This window comes from Pseudomonas sp. FH4 (genome assembly GCF_000510915.2).
Lineage (GTDB): Bacteria > Pseudomonadota > Gammaproteobacteria > Pseudomonadales > Pseudomonadaceae > Aquipseudomonas > Aquipseudomonas brenneri.
The window spans coordinates 78,179-94,700 of sequence record NZ_AOHN01000061.1; the positions used below are offsets into that span (position 1 = coordinate 78,179).

Sequence of the window (16,522 nt, forward strand, 5' to 3'; positions counted from 1 at the left end):
ACTGTTCACAATTAGGCCAGTTTCTCACTCGGAGAAACATTGCGCAACGAACGTCGCGTGTTGTGATGTTCAAGTGCGGATTATCAATATTTTAAAGAAACTGAATGCGTTGAACCTGGGCTTTTTCAGGTAAACACGAACAATCAAGCTATCTCCTCGTTAGGTCACATACCGGATGCAGGAGAATCACCATGTCGAAAACCACCGTCAGCCAATTCATGCACACCCTCCATCAACGCCTCACAGAGTTATGGGAAACCTGTGCCCGCGCCGGGGGCGCACGGCCATGACCCGCTTGCTGCTGGGCGCTGCGATGCTGGCACTGCTTATCGGGTGCAGCACCGTCAAACAGCCCGAGCTGGGCGTCGCAGTCCAAAGCTCCGGACAGATCTGGAATGCCGTGGCGCATTACAGCGGCCGCACGTTTCTCTCGGGGCCACGCTGGACCGGCACCCAGGGCCCGCAACTGACGGCTGTTGACCAGAATGGCCAGCACAGCGCCTATCCAAACAGCGCCTGGAACAACTGGGCGCCAGGATTGGATGCAACCAATGCCTTTGTGAACATCAATGCCTTGCGCCTGGAAGGCGACAAACTGTGGGTGGTGGATACCGGCTCGCCCGAGTTCGGCGGCAACCCCGTCAGCCAGGGCGCAAAGCTGGTGTGTATCGATCTGCCTACAAACAAGGTGGTTCGGACCTACTTCTTCGGGGCGGACATCGCCACAGCCGGCAGTTATGTGGATGACGTGCGCTTCAGCGCCGGCATGGCTTTGCTCACCGATGCGGGAAATGCCGGCATTATTGTGGTGGACCTGAAGACCGGCGCTGCCCGGCGTGTATTGAACCAACATGCATCGGTGGTCGCCCGGCCTGACCGGGACTTGATCCTCAGCAACCAGGTGGTCAAGGCTCCCGATGGTGACCCCCTGCGCGTCAACGCCGATCCGCTGGAAGTCAGCATTGATGGCATCTGGCTGTATTACGGCCCGCTGCAAGGTCCCTGGTCCAAGGTGCGTATCCAAGACCTTGCCAACCCGGCACTGAGCCCGGAACAACTGGCCGCGCGGGTTGAGTTCTTTGCCGATATCCCCGCAACCGGTGGCTCGGTCATGGACGCACAGGGCAACCTGTACTTTTCCGACCTGGCCCATGATGCCATTCGCGTACGCCGCACTGACGGGCAGATCGAAACCCTGATCGTGGACGAGCGATTGCATTGGGTTGACGCGCCGTTCCTGGACAAGGACGGAGTGCTGTGGCTGCCTACCCCACAAATGGACCGCGTTGCGCTGTTCAACAAGGGCAAATCCCTGGTGCAGTGGCCAGTGGGGGTTTATCGCTTATCGACACATCGCTGATCAGCGCGCACGCAAATTGCTTGGCGCTTTCACATCCCTTTCACAGTCGGGCGCCTAGGGTGATCCCAGCTCCTAGTGAAAACCTTTAAGCCCGCACTCCCCATCGCGGGCTTTTCTTTGTCTGTGATTTGGCTGGCAACGAGTTGCATACTCCTTGCCAGCCCAGTGGAGTGATATCTAATCGCCTCAGCCCACCTCAGAACTTGAACACATACGTCGTAATCAAGCGTGTCTCCGTATAATCCGGCCCCGCCGCGCTGCCGTTGCCATAACGGGTCTTGACGTCGTAACGGCGCCACTCCAACCCCAGGTTCTTGAAGGTCCCGGCCTGCACCACATAGCCAAGGGCCAGCCAGCGTTCGCTTTCCACGTTCTGGTCCAGGGCGTTGTTGCCACGGTCGATGCCTGTCCCGCGGAAGTAGCGCGTCTTGAACTTCAACCCCGGGACGCCCATCGCTGCGAAGTTGTAGTCATAACTCACTGACCAGGAGCTCTCATTGGGCTTGACGTAAGACACCACGGACCAGTTCACCAGGTACGGCTGGGGTGCGTAGCCGTTGATGGTGGGGAAACCACTGTCACCGAGCATGCGCTGGTAGGCGACGCCAAAGGTATGGCCGCCCTTTTTCAAGGCGGTCATCAGGCCATAGGAGCGGTTGTCGATGTTTCCGTACAACGCCTTGCCATCTTCGCGGTTATCGAAATAACGCAGGTCGCTTTTCAAGGCATAGCCGCCACCCAGGTCGAGGTCATGGCTCAGGCCGAAGTATTGCTGCTGGTAGATATCTTCCAACTGGCCGTAGAAATACGTCGCCGATAACTGTGGGGTCAGTGCATAAGTGGCACCGGCAAAGTTCAGGCCGTCGCTGCGGCGTTTTATATCCGGGCCATTAAACAGGTACATTTTTTCGCGATCGGATGATTCCCGTGAACTGATCTGGTTGAAACGCCCGGCGGTCAATGTCCACTTATCAATGTCCTTGGACTCGATACTGACCCCATTAAATGTGGTCACCAATTGCCGGGTATCGTCGTAATACGCCACCGGCAAGGTCGGGCGGTGCTCGCCCAACTTCAATTCGGTTTTCGAATAGCGAACTTTCGCCGCGAACGCCGCCCGGCCGTAGTCCTGCACCGGTTCGCCACGGCTGTCGTCGTACGGGATCACCGAGTCCGGCCCACGCCCGCCACCGCCGTCCAGGCGGTACGCATACTGTCCGTAGAGATCGAGGGCGAACTGCACAGGGCCTTCGGTGTAGCCTGAGGCGGCCTTGAAGTCGAAACCCTGGGTCCAACTGCCGACCCGGGACTTGGGTGCATCCGTCTGGTGAAAGTCCCGGTCCAGGTAAAAGTTGCGCAGGCCCAGGCTGATTTGACGGTCGTTGATAAAGTCGGCGTGGGCAAATAGCGGCGTCAGGCAGCCCAGCAGGCCGACGAACACGCAGTCGCGGGCCATTCTATTTTCAAGAGGCATCGGTGGTTCCTTTATATGCGCGCAAAACATTTGAGTGGGGCAGATAACTAATGGGCAGTTAATCCGCAGTCTTGTTTTTATAACCACTTGCTGCAAAAAGACGCATGCGTGCGGAGCACGCTTATTGTTGTTTTAGAGAACCGGACAAGTTAGTTGGCAACGATCAAGAAGCGGCCTTCGATGCGTCCCCCAGGCGATGATAGGCACGGTTGAAATACACCAGGCCTTCCTGGCTTTCGCCATTGCAGATACCCAGCACCTCACAGTAGAAAATCGTATGGGAGCCCACCTCATGGGCCTGGGCGATGCGGCAATCGAAACTCACCAGCGACTCCTGCAAAATCGGCGCGCCACTTTCCAGGGTCACCCACTGGGCACAGGCAAAACGCTGCTCGGTGTTCATGTCACGGTTGGCAAACACCCCGGAAATCGCCTGGTGATCGGCGGTCAGTACGTTGACACTCAACACACCGTTGCTCTTGAAGTTGATATTGGACGTCGACGCCCGGTTCATGCACACCAGCAGGGTCGGCGGCTGATCCGTCACGCTGCATACCGCCGAGGCCGTAAAGCCGAAGCGCCCGGCTGCGCCATCGGTGGCGATCACCGAGACGGCGCCGCCGAGCAATGCCATTGCATTGCGAAAACCTGTTGTATCTACCATGGTCTTGCCCTCCGCCAATTCAGATGTCCAGCACCAGTTTTTTCGATTTGGCCCGCGAGCAACACACCAGGATCTGGTCATTGGCGGCCTTTTCGTCGTCGGTGAGGTAGACATCCCGATGGTCGGGCTCACCTTCCAGCACATCGCACAGACACGTCCCGCACACCCCCTGCTCGCAGGAGATTTCAATCTTGATACCGACACTGGCCAGGGCATTGAGGATGCTTTGGCCTTCTTGCACCTGCACCTGCTTGCCGCTGCGCGCGGCGACCACTTCAAAGCCCTGGCCGCTGCTGTCGACCTCGACCTGGAAGTACTCACGATGGATATGGTCCTGGGCATGACCGGCCTTGGCCGCCTCACTGATGACCCAATCCATGAAGCCGGCCGGCCCACAGACGTAGACATGGACCCCAGCGCCGGGCACTCCGAGAACCGCTTGCAGGTCAAGCCGTTGACCCTGGTCTTCGTCATCGAAATGGGTGTGTACCCGCGACGCGAATGACGCGTGCTGCAGCTCGTCAATAAAGCCGCAGAGGCTGCGTGACCGCGCGCAATAGTGCAGCTGGAACTCCCGCCCCTGGGCCTGCAAGGCATACGCCATGGCCACCATGGGCGTGATGCCGATACCACCGCCGATCAGGATCGAGCGTTGCGCATCGGCCGCCAGGGGAAACAGGTTGCGCGGTGCGCTGATCTGCACCACTTGGCCTTCGAGCAGTTGCTCGTGTACCGCCAGGGAGCCGCCGCGCGAGCCCGGATCTTTCAACACGCCCAGGCGATAGACCCGGGAATTGGCCGGGTCGCCACACAGCGAGTACTGGCGGACCAGGCCCGCTTGCAGGTGAATGTCCACATGGGCCCCGGCCTCGAAGGCCGGCAACGCCTGGCCATCAGGGTCGGCCAGGTCGAGGACCACCACCCCCAGGCCCTGTTCCTGGCGTTTTTGCACCACCACTTTCAATAATGTTTGCACGCTCATATCGGCTCGTTCCGCTGGTTATTATTGGCCAAGGCCGATCACGGTCGGCCCGTTGTCGCATCAGCGCATGAATAGCCCGCCGTTGACGTCCCAGGTCGCTCCTGTGACGAAATAGGCATCCTGTTCCGCCAGTTGCACCACCAGGCGACCGATGTAATCGGCACTGCCCAGGCGCTTGACCGGGATCGCTTCGAGCAGTTGCTCCATGCGCTCGGGCGCGACCACGGCATGCACTGCCGGCGAGTCGATCGGCCCCGGGGCGATGGCATTGACCGTCACCCCGCGTGCCGCCAGTTCCTTGGCGAAGATCTTGGTCAGGGTGATGATCGCGCCCTTGGATGCCGCGTAATGCCCACCGGTAGCAGTCCCGCCGTTCTGCCCGGCCAGGGACGCCATGTTGATGATCCGCCCATAGCCCTGGTCAGCCAGGTAAGCCCCCAATACCTGGCAACCGACAAAGGTGCCGCGCTGGTTGATGTTGGTGACCCGCTCGAACTCCTCGGGGCTGATCTGCATCAACGGCGTTGCCAGGGTCATGGCCGCATTGTTGACCAACACATGCAGGGCGCCGAAACGCTCTAGGGTCGCCGCCAGTGCCTGCTCGAAATCGGCCTTGCAGCCCACGTCCAGACGTAGCGCCAACACGCGCTCGCCGCTCGGGTCCAGGCGCCGGGCGCTGGCGTTTGCCGCCGCCAGGGAAAGGTCGCTGAGCACCACCGCGTACCCCGCCGCGTACAACTGGGCGGCGATGGCGTACCCCAGGCCCTGGGCAGCGCCCGTCACTAAGGCTATGTGTGTCATGCCGGCGCCCTCACAGGATGTAACCGATACCGGCGAGGGTGTCGGTGGAGTTGATCAGGTGGATCAGCTTGCGCTGGATCTTGAAACTGTCGCCGTCACGCAGCAGCTCGAACGTGATATCGGCGGTGTAGTGCTTGAGCACGTCCTTGCGGCATTCGCGCAGGTTCTGTGCGCAGCGCACGGTGACGGTTTTGCCGTCATCGGCGAGCAGGCGAAACCGTGACAGCGTGCGCACGGTGCGCGCCCGTGGCGTGGTGGAAATCGACTCGCCGCTGGTCAGGCGTGTGACCCGCAACTGGCGCATGTGATGGTCGTCATAGGCATAGTTGAGGGTGTTCTCAAAGTCGGTTTCCAGCGGGTCGATGGGGATGATGTAGGTCGCATCCTGGGTCCAGAGCGCCAGCCATGATTCAAACTCACCGTGATCGAGCATGTCCGCTTCTTGCCAGATAAAGGCGCTGGCCTGGTTGAGCAGTTGTAGGTTGATCATCACTGGGTCTCCTGGGCCGACATCATTTTTTTCCACTGCTGATAGCCGGCGCGCATGCCGGTTTCGGCACTGACATCACTGACCAGGCCATCGTTGCTGGCCTGCTCGCCCGCCAGGCCGCGATTGAGCATGACCCACAGGTCGGTGCCGGCACTGGCGCCCTTCTGCACCCGCTCCCACGCCTCGGAGTCGTCTGGCGTGCCAAAGCCCATCGGCCCCTGGAAGTGCTCATGCAGGCGCAAGCGGTAGCGGTTGGCGACCGCCGGGCCGCCGTCCATGGTGATCACTGCGTGGTGGATCTCGGTCTCGTCCACGGCAATCGGTTGCAGCACCCGGAAGAACGCCATTGAGCACGCGATGTTGGGGAACAGATTGAGGTTGAACCCCGAGCCGCCCACGGCGCGGACGATGCGCCGCACTGCTTGCTCGTCATGCCCTTCTTCGCGCAGTTGCCCGGCCAGTTCTTCGAAACGCGCCGGGATCGGCAACTCAAGGTTGGCTTCCAGGTCGATCAGGTCGGGGATCATCACCATCACGCTATGACCGTTGCCCAGGTCCTCGACATAACCGCTGCCGCCGACAAAATTGAGCATCTCTTCGGTCTGCTTATCCACCGACGACAGGAACGACTTGTGCACCAACGGGAAGTGGTAGGCGTCGGTGGTGTTTTCCAGCTGGATTTTCCAGTTGCCGGGGAAGCGGAAGCGGTGTTCTCCGGCGACCTTGATCGGGTAGCCACCGCCCTGTTTCATAAACAGATCCATCCATTTTTTCGCCGCACCGAGAAAGTCTTCCAACGGCTCGATGGCGTCGTTGAAAGTGGCGAAAATCATCCCCGCGTATTGCTCGACCCGCAGGCTCACCAAGGGGTGCTCACCCTTGTCCAGCATGTCGGCGTAACTCTCCGGATGAGGCACGCCACGCAGCGAACCGTCGAGGGCGTAGCTCCAGCCGTGGTAGGGACAGACGAAGCTGTTGGTCTTGCCCTTCTTGTGCTCGCACACCGTCGCGGCGCGGTGGCGGCAACGGTTGAGCAGCACATGGATCGCCTGCTTGCGGTCACGCACCACAATCACCGGCTGCTTGCCGACGAAGGTGGTCTTGTAGCTGCCCGCGTCGGGAATTTCACTGACGTGGCCGACCCAGATCCAGGTCTTGTAGAAAATCTTCTCCAGCTCCTGGTCGAAGACTTGCGCATCGGTGTACAGCGACGTGTGCACCCGGTCCGGCAGGACGCGTTCGGACGGGCAACTTTCAAGGTTCACGGCTTGAATCAGGTTATTCACGATGTCTCCTCGTCGACCCGCCGGGCCGACTCACTTGAATGCGGGTTTCACTCACCCGGCTTATGGGGCACCGGCAACCGGGCACTGTGGTTCCACAGGCTCACGGGGCGGCTGAACAGGTTCTCGGTCTGGAAATGGGCGATCCGCCACTGGCCGTCCTCACACTCGAAGGTCACGCTCAGCCGTGCACTGTTCAAATGGGACGCGCCACTGGCAAAGGTCGAGGTCTGCAACATCACCCAGGCACCGCCGGCCTGCAGGCCCCGGACCTCAATCTGTTCGCTGGTCAGGAAGTGCACGTTGAGGGCAAAGTGCGCGGGCTCGACCATGTAGGTGGCAAACATCCCGCGAATGGCCGCACGCCCGTGATAGCCACCAAAGGCCTCCTGGTACTTGCTGCCCTTGCCTTCCCAGATCGCGTTGGGGGTGAACAGGCCGGCCAGTTCGTCCAGGGGCGAGTGGGCGCCCAGGTCGTCGCACAGCTGCATGTAACGGTTCATGCAGGCACGGATGGCGCTGGCACTTTCCAGGGCGTCCAGGCGTTGTTCCAGGGCTTGGAGTGGGTCGTTCATGGCCGGGCCTCAGCGCTGGATAATCAGTTCGCGGCCGGTACGGGCCTCGACCTTGCAGTACTTCCACAGCTTGTAGGTGCCGTCCCCCACCGGGGTGCTGCGAAACAGGTTGCAAGCCGCATGCACGCTGGCGATATCCGGCACGTCCGCCAGCAGGTAGGTGGTCCAGGGGTAGCCGGCGGACGGGCCGACCATGCTCTGGTCGTCATCCATGTTGCCGAACACCTTGACGCCCGGCAGGTCATGGATGCCATTCCACATCTGGCTGAACGCCGCCCAGACTTGCAGTTGTTCGTCCCGCGGCGCGTCGAAGAAATTCTGGTTGATGCCCATGCAAAACAGCACGCGCAAGGCTTTGGTATCGCTCATTGCAGTCACCTTTTTTCTTGAGAATTGAACGTCACAGGTAGCCGGGCAACGGCTTGTTGCCGAAGAAAATCGCACCGGCGCTTTGGTAAGTCATGTCACCCATAAAGGCGTGCTGGGTAATGACCTGGGCGTCGTTGACGAAGCGCGACAGCGGGCTGCTGCGGTACACCCCGCTCATCCCCGAGAGCATTTGCGCGGTGCGCGCCACATCAGCGGCCACGCGGGTGGCATGGGTCGACGACAGGCGCAGCAGGTTGGTTTGTTCCACCGACACCGGGTCGCCGGCGAGGATGCTGCTCCAGGCATCATCGATGGCCTGGTAGAACCAGGCCCGCGCCGAAAGCAAGGCCGCCTCGGCCTTGGCCACTTCCACCTGGGCCAGGGGGCGATCGGACAAGGACGGCGCGCCAGTCACCGAAATGCGCCCATTGGCCATGCCACTGAGTTCATCCAGTGCAGCACGCGCTACGCCCAGCCCGACCACCGACAACACCTGGGTGGCGAACGACAGCGACGGGTAGCGAAACAACGGCTCGGTCAGGCTCGACGGCCCGCCACGCACAAACGTCCACTCCTCCGCTACCACCACGCCCTCGACCACCAGGTCGTGGCTGCCGGTACCGATCAGCCCGGTCACGTCCCAGGTCTGCTCGATGCGCACCTTGTCCCTGGGCATTACGGCCATGCGTGGCAGGCCGAGCATGTCGCCGTTTTTCGGGGCGATACCAACCCCGATCAACGAGGCGCCCATGCAGCCGCTGGAGAACTTCCAGCGCCCGTTGACCTCCAGGCCACCGTCGACAAACGCGGCCGGTTGCGGCGGGAAGATCCCTCCGGCGAACACCACATCCGGGCCGTTGGCGTAGACCTGTTCGATACTCGCCAGGGGCAAGGCCGAGAGGTACACCAGGCTCATGCCAAAACTCGCGACCCAGCCGGCGGAGCCGTCGGCATGGGCAATGTCTTCAACCATCTGGCAGAACTGCGCCGGCGAACACTCGTCCCCGCCAAAACGCTTGGGTACCAGGGCCCGATACACGCCCAGGGTGCGGAAGCGCTCGATGATGTCCTGACTGATGTGTTTTTGCTGGTCGAACTCACCGCTACGCGCGCGCCGACGGATGTCATCCAACAGTTGCTGGAAGTCTTCACCGTCGATGATCGACAGGTCGGACCTCGGACTTTGTGCACGGAGTGCAGTCATGGAATACCTCCAAAAAGAATCAGGCTGATTGTTGTTCTAGGCGTTGCGAAATCATCAGGGCCACGGCGCACAACAACGCGTCCTGGCCTTTGCCGGCGATCAGTTGCAGGCCCACTGGCAGGCCGCTCGGACCTTGCAACGGCAGGCTCAGGGCTGGGTGGCCGGTGAGGTTGAAGGGGCGCACCAGGCTAGTCATGCCGATGGCAGCGCGGGTATCTGCCGCCTGCGCCACTTGCAGGGGGTAATCGGGCAGGGTGGGCAAGGCCAGGATCGGGTGCTGCGCCAGGGCCGCGTCCACCTCATGGGTGAACGCTTCGCGCACCTGTTCGGCCTGCTGCAGTGCTTCGTCGCTGGTCAAGGCCGCGGCTTGCAGGCGTGCTGCGATGTCCGCGCCCAGCAGGCCGCTGGGCAGCAGGTGGCCACAGGCGTTCCAGGTCTCACGATTGATCACGGCCAGGCCCGCGTTGTAGGCCGCCTCCATGCCAGGCAGCAGCGTTGGGTGCAGGGCAAAACCGCTGCGGGCCAATGCCGCGTCGAGGGTTTGCAGGATCTGCGGGTGCGCCGTGACGGGCACCACGCCGATGCTGAGACTGGGTGGGCAGGACAGGGCAATAAACCCAGGGTCAATGACCTGCATGGCCGCGATCAACAGTTCCATGCTGGCGGCAAAGGGGCCGACACAATCGAGGCTGGAGACGCCGGGCATCACCCCCGCACGGCTGATCCGGCCAAAGGTCGGCTTGAGGCCAAATACGCCACAACAGGCGGCCGGCACACGCACCGAACCACCCGTATCGGTGCCCAGGGCGAAGTCCACCAGCCCTGCCGCAACCGCCGCCGCCGAACCACTGGAGGAGCCGCCAGGAATCAACCCGGGGTACAGCGGGTTGTCGGCGGTGCCGCTCCAGTGGTTGATCCCGGTGGTGCCAAAGGCCAACTCATGCAGGCTGGTCTTACCGAGAATCCGACAGTTGCCCGCGAGCAGGGCCTCGACCACTTGGGCATGTTCCTGCGCCGCTGCTGCGTTCTCCAAAGCCTGGCTGCCAGCACGGGTTGCAAAGCCTGCGATGTCGATCGTGTCCTTGACCATCACCGACAGACCACTCCCCCCCAACGCCATATGCTCGACGACGATAGTCATGCCACCTCCCGCTCAATGTTGTGACGCCTGCGCGTCGCCTGTCAGTGGACTGGACAGATCAACCCCTGCCCAACGCTTAAATCTAAAATCATAATATTTACGTGAAATGTCAATTGAATTATCTATTTTAAAATATGGGTATTTTCGGTGCACATTTCCCACGAGATGCACCGGAGCCGTGCATTTCGGTAACACTCTAAAAAACGCAAAACCAAAAATAAAAATCAAAATAAATACTTATATTTCAAACACATAAAATAAAAATACAACATCGCCCACGCTTTCCTTCTGTTTACCTGAAGCACAAAAAATCTTAAAAATGCGCAGAAACGAAAAGTTACCGATTGTTTTTGCGCAACAAAACCCATCGATATAAGCCTGAGTTTTTGCATGTTTTTTCAATTAAAAAATCATAAAAAACAGCGATAAAACCGCGAGCTAGCGCCTTCGCATAACGCTGGTTTGTCTCGCCACGGAACGACAAACACAACGTCCACTGCCCGGGATAAACCCTGCTTCACACCGCTGTCCCGAATTTTTCTGGCATGCAACCTGCTATCGCCCTACTCGCCCATCAACAGCGGCTCGCGCCGTTGCGGCAACCGCCAAGGGCTCGCCTCCATCGCGCATCGCGACCGCTGTTCAAGCGGCGACGGGCCGAGGGACGGGCGCTTGCTTAGCCTTGCAATGCTTCGGAGAACTCCATGCTCTTGAAAAAAGCTGTGTCCACCTTGCTACTGAGTGCGGCCTGCGTATCCCTGGCCCAGGCGCAAGTCACGGTCGGCGTGATCACCTCGGCCGCAGGCCCGTTGGCCATGATCGGCGTGCCACAGAAAAACACCGTGGCGCTGCTGCCGACCCAGGTCGGGGACCAGGCCATCCGCTACATCACGCTGGACGACGGCAGCGACCCGACGGCCACGGTCAAGGCCCTGAAGAAGCTGATCAGCGAAGACAACGTGGATGCGATCATCGGCCCAAGCGGCTCGCCCAATGCCATCGGAGTGATCTCGTTTGTCGCCCAGGCCCAGGTCCCGCTGCTGTCGCCCGTGGGCACTGCGGCGGTGATCCTGCCGATGACGGCAGAGAAGAAATGGGTGTTCAAGACCACCCAAAATGACGAACTGATCGCCAAGGCGCTGTTCGAACACATGGCCAGGCATCAGGTAAAAACCTTGGGCCTGATTGGCACCGCCGACCCTTATGGCGAGAACTGGGCCAAGGTAGCCACGGCGCTGGCGACCGAGCATGGGATCAAGATCGTCGCCAACGAACGCTTCCAGCGCCAGGACACCTCAATCACCGGGCAAAGCCTGAAAGTGCTCGCCGCACGCCCCGACGCGGTACTGGTAGCCGCGCCTGGCAGCCCGGCCGTAATGCCCCAGGCCACGCTGTTCGACCAGGGCTACCGTGGCCAGGTCTACCAGACCCATGGCGCCGCGCTACCGGACTTCCTCAAGCTGGGTGGCAAGAAAGTCGAAGGGACGATCCTCGCCGCCAGCCTGATGCTGGTGCTCGATGAAATCCCCGACAGCAATCCGTCGAAAAAAATCGCTGCGGACTACACCGCCAACTACGAAAAACTCTATGGCAGCAAGCCCGCCACCTTCGGCGCCAATACCTTCGATGCCGGCCTGCTGCTGCAAGCGGCAATCCCGCTGGCTGCCGCCAAGGCCGCGCCGGGCACCGTGGAGTTCCGCCGGGCGCTGCGTGACGCCTTGGAAAGCACTCACGAGTTGGCGGGCACCCAAGGGGTCTACAGCATGACCCCGGACGACCACAGCGGGTTCGATGAACGAGGCCGGGAGTTGATCCAGGTGAAAAATGGCACCTGGACCCTGCTCAAAGACTGAGAGCGCACCCCATCGCCCGCTCGGCCAGCCGTGTCCGACGGGCGCCGCAAGCCTGATGACCCCGTGCAAAGAGTTGCCCTATGAATGCCCAGATAGCCTTGCTGCTTGGCCAGGACGGCATCACCAATGGCGCCATTTATGCGCTGCTGGCCTTGTCGATTCTCCTGGTGTTTACCGTGACCCGGATCCTGTTGATCCCCCAGGGTGAGTTCGTCACCTATGGCGCCCTGACCATGGCCAGCCTGCAAGCGGGCCAGCCCACTGCACTGGTCTGGCTGCTGCTGGCCCTGACCCTGCTCGATGGCGCCCTCGACCTGCTCGCCTCGATCCGCCGCCCCCACGCCTGGCGCTTGCCGCGCAAGAGCCTGGTAAAGATCGCCTACGCGGCGGCGATGGTGGGCCTGGTCAACAACCTGCCGCTGGCACAACTGCCCATGGCGTTGCAGGCCCTGCTGACCTTGGCCTTGGTCGTGCCGTTGGGGCCGTTGATCTATCGGCTGGCCTTCCAACCCATCGCCTCGGCCAGCTCGCTGGTGTTGCTGATTGTCTCGATTGCAGTGCATGTAAGCCTGGTGGGCATGGGCCTGCTGTTGTTCGGCCCGGAAGGCGCGCGAACCCGGCCCTTCTCCGAACAAGGCCTGGAACTGGGCCCGGTGGCGCTCAACAGCCAGACGCTGTGGATTATCGCCGCGTCCCTGGGCCTGATCATCGGCTTGTTTGTGTTCTTTGAGCGCACCCTGTACGGCAAGGCCCTGCGCGCCACGGCAGTGAACCGCATGGGCGCACGCCTGATGGGCATTTCCCCGGAGATGGCCGGCAAGAGCACCTTCGTCCTGGCCGCCCTGATCGGCACCCTGTCCGGGATTCTGATCGCCCCCATCACCACCCTGTACTTCGACTCCGGTTTCATCATCAGCCTCAAGGGTTTTGTCGGTGCGATCATGGGTGGACTGGTCAGCTACCCCGTGGCAGCCCTGGGCGCCCTCGCGGTGGGCCTGATCGAAGCCTTCTCGATGTTCTGGGCCAGCGCCTACAAGGAAGTGATTGTCTTCACCCTGATCATTCCGTTCCTGCTGTGGCGCTCCCTCACCAGCCGTCACGTGGAGGAACACGAATGAAACCACGCTACCTGATCCTCGGACTGATTGCCCTGCTGGGCCTGGCGCCGCTGGTGCTCGCCCCCTACTACGTGACCTTGCTCAACTACATCGGCCTGTATGCCCTGGTGGTGCTTGGCCTGGTGCTGTTGACCGGGGTCGGCGGCATGACCAGCTTTGGCCAGGCCGCTTTTGTCGGCCTTGGGGCCTACACCACGGCATGGCTGACTACCGCCGAGCAACTGCCGACCTGGCTGCAATGGGCGAGTGCCTCGCCGTGGCTGACTCTGCTGGTGGGCGTGGCCCTGACGGTGACGGTGGCGCTGATGCTGGGCGCCCTGACCCTGCGCCTGTCCGGGCACTACCTGCCACTGGGCACCATCGCCTGGGGGCTTTCGCTCTACTATCTGTTCGGCACCCTGGAACCCCTGGGTGGCCATACCGGCGTCGGCGGGCTGCCAGCCATTTCCCTCGGCGGGATTTCCCTGGACCAGGGGGAAAAGATGTTCTACCTGATCTGGCTGGTGCTGGGCGCAGCGATGCTGATCACCCACAACCTGCTCGACTCCCGGGAAGGCCGCGCCATCCGTGCGCTCAAGGGCGGCCAGTTGATGGCTGAGTCCATGGGCGTCAACACCTTCCGTTCGAAGATGGTGATCTTTGTCATCGCCGCGCTGTTTGCCGCCGTATCGGGCTGGCTGTACGCCCATACCCAGCGCTTCGTCAATCCGACCCCGTTCGGCCTGGGCATGGGTATCGATTACCTGTTCATGGCGCTGATCGGCGGGGTGGCCAGTATCTGGGGCGCACTGTTGGGCGCTGGCATCCTCACAGTGCTCAAGGAGTGGTTGCAAGATTGGCTGCCCCACCTGCTGGGCGACGGCGGCAACTACGAAACCATCGTCTTCGGCATCCTGATCGTGCTGCTGATGCACTGCGCGCCGGGCGGCCTGACGCCATGGCTGGGCAAGTGGTTCAAGGGCCGCACACGCACCGCGCCGTTGCCCCAGGCACAGGCCCTGCCCCGTCGCGCTGCGGTCGAACACGGCACCCGCATCCTGCAGGCCAACCAGGTGACCAAGCGCTACGGCGGCCTCGTCGCCAACAACCAGATGAACCTGCATATCGACGCCGGGGAAATCCTCGCCCTGATCGGTCCGAATGGCGCTGGCAAAAGCACCTTGTTCAACCTGTTATCCGGGGTCGACAGGCCCACCTCAGGCGATATCCACTTCAAAGGCCTGCCCCTCAATGGCAAAACCTCACGGCATGTCGCCCGCCTGGGCATGAGCCGCACCTTTCAGCACGTCAAACTGCTGCCCGGGATGAGCGTGCTGGAGAACGCCGCCCTCGGCGCCCATTTGCGCGGGCACCAGGGGGTGATCGCCGCCAGCCTGAACCTGGACCGTGCCGAGGAGCAGCAGTTGCTGGCCGAGGCCCGTTATCAACTGGAACGGGTCGGTCTGGGTGACGCGTTGCAGGAGGACGCCGCGAGCCTGGCACTGGGGCAGCAACGTATCCTCGAAATCGCCCGTGCCCTGTGTGCCGATCCTTGCCTGTTACTGCTGGACGAGCCTGCCGCGGGCCTGCGCCTCCAGGAGAAACAAGCCCTGGCCGCACTGCTCAAACGCCTGCGCGCCGAAGGCATGGCGATCCTGCTGGTGGAGCACGACATGGACTTCGTCATGGGCCTGGTGGATCGCGTGGTGGTCATGGAGTTCGGCCAGCCCATCGCCCAGGGCCTGCCTGAAGAAGTGCAAAACAACCCCGCAGTGCTTGAAGCCTATTTGGGAGGCGCAGACGCATGAATATGCCAATGGAACCGTGCAACGCCGGCACCACCCTGCTGCAAATCGATAACCTGAGCGTGGCCTATGGCAAGGTTGAAGCCTTGAGCAACGCCAGCCTGCGCGTCGGCGAAGGGCAGATTGTCACGGTCATCGGCCCCAATGGGGCCGGCAAGACCACCCTGCTGTCGGCAATCATGGGCGTGCTGGGCTCCCGGGGCCAGGTCAACTTCGACGGCACTCTGCAAAGCGTGCCCGAGGTGGAAGTGATGGTGGGCCGGGGCCTGGGCCTGGTGCCAGAAAAACGCGAACTCTTCACCTCGATGAGCGTCGCGGACAACCTGCTGCTGGGGGCGTTCCAGCGTCACCGCCGGGGCGAGCGTGACCACGGCCAGACACTCAAGCAGGTATACGACCTGTTCCCGCGCCTGTGGGAGAGGCGCGAGCAATTGGCCGCGACCTTGTCGGGGGGCGAGCGGCAGATGCTCGCCGTTGGCCGGGCGCTGATGGCCAAGCCACGCTTGCTGATGCTCGACGAGCCCAGCCTGGGCCTGGCGCCCCTGGTGACCCGCGAGATCTTCCGCATCATCAGCAGTCTGCGCGAGCAAGGGGTATCGATCCTGCTGGTGGAACAGAATGCACGGGCGGCGCTGCGGGTCGCCGACTACGCCTACGTCCTGGAAACCGGCCAGATCGCCATGCACGGCCCCGCCCGGCAACTGGCCGACGACCCTAGGGTGATCGAGGCCTACCTGGGCCTGAGCAGCAAGCATCAGGAAATGCTCGCGAGCTGATTGCTCTATCCCGTGTGGGGCCCGATGGCTCCCACACGGCGCGACAAGCGCGACGTTAATCACGTGAATATGCAACAATCGGTCGTTGTCCATTATTCGAAGCCCGAGCATGACCACCGCGAAAAAACGTGTGAATCGTCATAACCCTGCCAGCCAGGATTTCAAGAAAGAAGAGTTCCCCTTCTACTGGCTCGCCCGGGTCAACGGGCGCTATTCCATGGCGATGGAAAAGGCCCTGAAAAAAGTCGACATGGACATTCCGCGCTGGCGCATCCTCCTGATCCTCAAGGACAACGGCTCGTCGAGCATCTCGGAAATCTCCACCCACGCCATCGCCAAGCTGCCCACGGTGACCAAAATCGTCTACCGCATGAAAGCCGACGGCCTGGTGCAGACCAATGTCTGCGCCAACGATGGGCGCGTCACCCAGGTCTCCTTGACAGAGGCCGGGTACCAGACCATCGAGCAGAGCCACAAGGTCACGGCGGATATTTTCAAGACCAGTTTCAAGGGCCTGACGGACGCGCAACTCAACAAGCTCAACAGCTTGCTGGAAACCCTGTTCGACAACCTGCCCGAAGACTGACCCTCCCCCCTGTAGAAGCGAGCTTGCTCGCGAAAATCCCACAAGCGCCACGGGCTACCTGT

The 16,522-nt window shown here is 61.5% G+C and carries 16 protein-coding genes; 6 read left to right on the top strand and 10 right to left on the bottom strand.

The window, feature by feature from the left end; translation table 11 throughout:
• The first annotated feature begins 286 nt into the window (after positions 1-286).
• The gene (locus H097_RS27190) at positions 287-1,360 is read left to right on the top strand and encodes an L-dopachrome tautomerase-related protein (protein WP_032863756.1); all 1,074 of its coding nucleotides are present in this window, start codon (positions 287-289) and stop codon (positions 1,358-1,360) included.
• A 196-nt stretch (positions 1,361-1,556) separates the two neighbouring features.
• Here the strand turns inward: H097_RS27190 and H097_RS27195 are convergent, their stop codons facing one another.
• The 10 genes from H097_RS27195 to H097_RS27240 form a co-directional block, all read right to left on the bottom strand.
• On the bottom strand, positions 1,557-2,834 hold the full coding sequence (locus H097_RS27195) for an OprD family porin (RefSeq protein WP_032863757.1): 1,278 nt from the start codon (positions 2,832-2,834) through the stop codon (positions 1,557-1,559).
• Between the two features lie 163 nt (positions 2,835-2,997).
• Positions 2,998-3,498, bottom strand: coding sequence for a flavin reductase (locus H097_RS27200; RefSeq protein WP_005787271.1), 501 nt, complete (start codon positions 3,496-3,498; stop codon positions 2,998-3,000).
• 19 nt (positions 3,499-3,517) lie between these two features.
• Positions 3,518-4,480, bottom strand: a complete 963-nt coding sequence (locus H097_RS27205) for a PDR/VanB family oxidoreductase (protein ID WP_032863759.1) — start codon at positions 4,478-4,480, stop codon at positions 3,518-3,520.
• Between the two features lie 60 nt (positions 4,481-4,540).
• Complete coding sequence (locus H097_RS27210) at positions 4,541-5,281, bottom strand: SDR family oxidoreductase (protein WP_032863761.1); 741 nt, start codon at positions 5,279-5,281, stop codon at positions 4,541-4,543.
• Between the two features lie 10 nt (positions 5,282-5,291).
• Positions 5,292-5,768 (bottom strand): aromatic-ring-hydroxylating dioxygenase subunit beta, encoded by a 477-nt coding sequence (locus H097_RS27215; RefSeq protein WP_032863795.1) that lies wholly within the window; start codon positions 5,766-5,768, stop codon positions 5,292-5,294.
• A gap of 2 nt (positions 5,769-5,770) precedes the next feature.
• Positions 5,771-7,057, bottom strand: coding sequence for an aromatic ring-hydroxylating dioxygenase subunit alpha (locus H097_RS27220; protein WP_032863762.1), 1,287 nt, complete (start codon positions 7,055-7,057; stop codon positions 5,771-5,773).
• 47 nt (positions 7,058-7,104) lie between these two features.
• Complete coding sequence (locus H097_RS27225) at positions 7,105-7,629, bottom strand: nuclear transport factor 2 family protein (protein ID WP_032863765.1); 525 nt, start codon at positions 7,627-7,629, stop codon at positions 7,105-7,107.
• Positions 7,630-7,638: 9 nt separating this feature from the next.
• A complete protein-coding gene (locus H097_RS27230) occupies positions 7,639-7,998 on the bottom strand; it encodes a hypothetical protein (RefSeq protein WP_032863767.1) in 360 nt (119 codons plus the stop codon).
• Positions 7,999-8,029: 31 nt separating this feature from the next.
• Positions 8,030-9,202 carry an acyl-CoA dehydrogenase family protein gene (locus H097_RS27235; protein WP_032863769.1) on the bottom strand — a complete coding sequence of 391 codons (1,173 nt, stop codon included), beginning with the start codon at positions 9,200-9,202 and terminating at the stop codon, positions 8,030-8,032.
• Positions 9,203-9,221: 19 nt separating this feature from the next.
• Entirely contained in the window at positions 9,222-10,343 is a 1,122-nt protein-coding gene (locus tag H097_RS27240) for an amidase (RefSeq protein ID WP_032863771.1), read from the bottom strand.
• A 704-nt stretch (positions 10,344-11,047) separates the two neighbouring features.
• On the opposite strand from H097_RS27240, the gene H097_RS27245 reads away from it, so the two are divergent.
• The 5 genes from H097_RS27245 (at position 11,048) to H097_RS27265 (ending at position 16,460) form a co-directional block, all read left to right on the top strand.
• Positions 11,048-12,196, top strand: coding sequence for an ABC transporter substrate-binding protein (locus H097_RS27245; protein WP_032863773.1), 1,149 nt, complete (start codon positions 11,048-11,050; stop codon positions 12,194-12,196).
• 80 nt (positions 12,197-12,276) lie between these two features.
• Positions 12,277-13,314 (top strand): branched-chain amino acid ABC transporter permease, encoded by a 1,038-nt coding sequence (locus H097_RS27250; RefSeq protein WP_032863775.1) that lies wholly within the window; start codon positions 12,277-12,279, stop codon positions 13,312-13,314.
• Positions 13,311-15,101, top strand: coding sequence for a branched-chain amino acid ABC transporter ATP-binding protein/permease (locus tag H097_RS27255; RefSeq protein ID WP_032863776.1), 1,791 nt, complete (start codon positions 13,311-13,313; stop codon positions 15,099-15,101). The genes H097_RS27250 and H097_RS27255 overlap by 4 nt, the downstream gene beginning before the upstream one ends.
• A gap of 2 nt (positions 15,102-15,103) precedes the next feature.
• On the top strand, positions 15,104-15,874 hold the full coding sequence (locus H097_RS27260; protein ID WP_090293082.1) for an ABC transporter ATP-binding protein: 771 nt from the start codon (positions 15,104-15,106) through the stop codon (positions 15,872-15,874).
• Positions 15,875-15,983: 109 nt separating this feature from the next.
• The gene (locus H097_RS27265) at positions 15,984-16,460 is read left to right on the top strand and encodes a MarR family transcriptional regulator (RefSeq protein WP_032803452.1); all 477 of its coding nucleotides are present in this window, start codon (positions 15,984-15,986) and stop codon (positions 16,458-16,460) included.
• Positions 16,461-16,522: the final 62 nt, after the last annotated feature.

Excerpts from the sequence above, each read along its gene's own strand:
- H097_RS27240 (WP_032863771.1), bottom strand. The coding sequence starts at position 10,343 with ATGACTATCGTCGTCGAGCATATGGCGTTGGGGGGGAGTGGTCTGTCG.
- H097_RS27250 (WP_032863775.1), top strand. The coding sequence starts at position 12,277 with ATGAATGCCCAGATAGCCTTGCTGCTTGGCCAGGACGGCATCACCAAT.
- H097_RS27230 (WP_032863767.1), bottom strand. The coding sequence starts at position 7,998 with ATGAGCGATACCAAAGCCTTGCGCGTGCTGTTTTGCATGGGCATCAAC.
- H097_RS27260 (WP_090293082.1), top strand. The coding sequence starts at position 15,104 with ATGCCAATGGAACCGTGCAACGCCGGCACCACCCTGCTGCAAATCGAT.
- H097_RS27235 (WP_032863769.1), bottom strand. The coding sequence starts at position 9,202 with ATGACTGCACTCCGTGCACAAAGTCCGAGGTCCGACCTGTCGATCATC.
- H097_RS27245 (WP_032863773.1), top strand. The coding sequence starts at position 11,048 with ATGCTCTTGAAAAAAGCTGTGTCCACCTTGCTACTGAGTGCGGCCTGC.
- H097_RS27210 (WP_032863761.1), bottom strand. The coding sequence starts at position 5,281 with ATGACACACATAGCCTTAGTGACGGGCGCTGCCCAGGGCCTGGGGTAC.
- H097_RS27190 (WP_032863756.1), top strand. The coding sequence starts at position 287 with ATGACCCGCTTGCTGCTGGGCGCTGCGATGCTGGCACTGCTTATCGGG.
- H097_RS27225 (WP_032863765.1), bottom strand. The coding sequence starts at position 7,629 with ATGAACGACCCACTCCAAGCCCTGGAACAACGCCTGGACGCCCTGGAA.
- H097_RS27200 (WP_005787271.1), bottom strand. The coding sequence starts at position 3,498 with ATGGTAGATACAACAGGTTTTCGCAATGCAATGGCATTGCTCGGCGGC.
- H097_RS27265 (WP_032803452.1), top strand. The coding sequence starts at position 15,984 with ATGACCACCGCGAAAAAACGTGTGAATCGTCATAACCCTGCCAGCCAG.
- H097_RS27205 (WP_032863759.1), bottom strand. The coding sequence starts at position 4,480 with ATGAGCGTGCAAACATTATTGAAAGTGGTGGTGCAAAAACGCCAGGAA.
- H097_RS27195 (WP_032863757.1), bottom strand. The coding sequence starts at position 2,834 with ATGCCTCTTGAAAATAGAATGGCCCGCGACTGCGTGTTCGTCGGCCTG.
- H097_RS27255 (WP_032863776.1), top strand. The coding sequence starts at position 13,311 with ATGAAACCACGCTACCTGATCCTCGGACTGATTGCCCTGCTGGGCCTG.